The following is a 1,295-nucleotide window of genomic DNA, read 5'->3' on the forward strand; positions in this document are numbered from 1 at the left end:
CGCTGGAAATGCCCGACCAGACGAACCATCCGATCGTCGTCGAACAACACCGTGCTGTACCGCACCACCCCCGCCAGTTCGCCCTCGGTCTCGGCCATGGCCACCGACAGGTCGAACTTCACCGGTTCGGACAGGCCCGCGGACATGTCCACCACGGCACGGTCGTCAGCGTCGCTGGTGACGTAGGTGAACAGCACCTGGAACAGCGGCGTGCGGGACCGGTCCCGGCCCACGTCCAGCTCGTCCACCAGCCGCTCGAACGGCAGGTCCTGGTTGGCGTACGCGGCCAGGGTCTCGCCTCGCACCCGGCCCAGCAGTTCCGCGAACGTCGGATCGCCAGACAGGTCGGTACGCAGCACCAGGGTGTTGATGAAGAATCCGATCAGGCCCTCGATCTCGGCCCGGTTCCGGTTCGCGATCAGCGTGCCCACCGCGATGTCGTCCTGACCGGAGTACCGGCCCAGCAGGACGTTGAACGCGGCGAACATCGTCATGAACATCGACACGCCGCACGACCGGGACAACGCCCGCAGACCGTCGACCACGTCGGCCGGCACCACGAACTCGAATCCGGCACCATCCGTGGACCGCACCGCTGGCCGCGGCCGATCCGTCGGCAGCTCCAACACCGGCACACCGGCCAGCCGCTGACGCCAATAGCCCAGTTGCCCTTCCAGGACCGTGCCGGTCAGCCACTGCCGCTGCCACACCGCGAAATCGGCGTACTGCACCGACAACGGTGCCAACCCTGGCTCCACCCCGTCTCGGCACGCGACGTACAACGACTCCAGCTCGCGGCGCAGGATCCCGACCGACCACTCGTCACCCATTACGTGATGCGTCGCCAGCGCCAGCACGTGCTCGTCCGAGGTGACTCGCAGCAACGTCGCCCGCAGCAACGGCCCGGCCGCGAGATCGAACGGCACCACCGCGTCCGCGGCCAGCCACGCCTGTGCGGCGGCGGCCGGGTCGGCCTCACCGGACAGGTCGATCAGCGGCAGGTCGACCGCAGCCGGCGGGTCGACCACCTGCCACGGCACCCCGTCAGCATCGGCGACCAGCCGGGTCCGTAGCACCTCATGCCGGGCCACCAACAAACCCACAGCCGCGGCCAGCGTCACGACGTCAACGTCGCCGGCCAGGCGGATCCGGGCCGGCAGGTTGTACTCGACCGAGCCGGGGTCGAGCTGGGTCAGGAACCACAGGCGTTGCTGCGCGAACGACAACGGCAACGGCCCGTCGCGGTCCACCGGCACGATCGGCGCCGCCACCACACCCGGCGACGCGGCGTCGAT

1 protein-coding gene is annotated in these 1,295 nt (G+C 69.5%); it reads right to left on the bottom strand.

Annotated elements, in window-relative coordinates; translation table 11 throughout:
• The coding region (locus tag ACFP2T_RS47220; protein WP_377434440.1) for a condensation domain-containing protein at window positions 1-1,295 on the bottom strand (1,295 nt) is incomplete at both ends.

Origin of the sequence: Plantactinospora solaniradicis (genome assembly GCF_042658085.1) — a bacterium.
Lineage (GTDB): Bacteria > Actinomycetota > Actinomycetes > Mycobacteriales > Micromonosporaceae > Plantactinospora > Plantactinospora solaniradicis.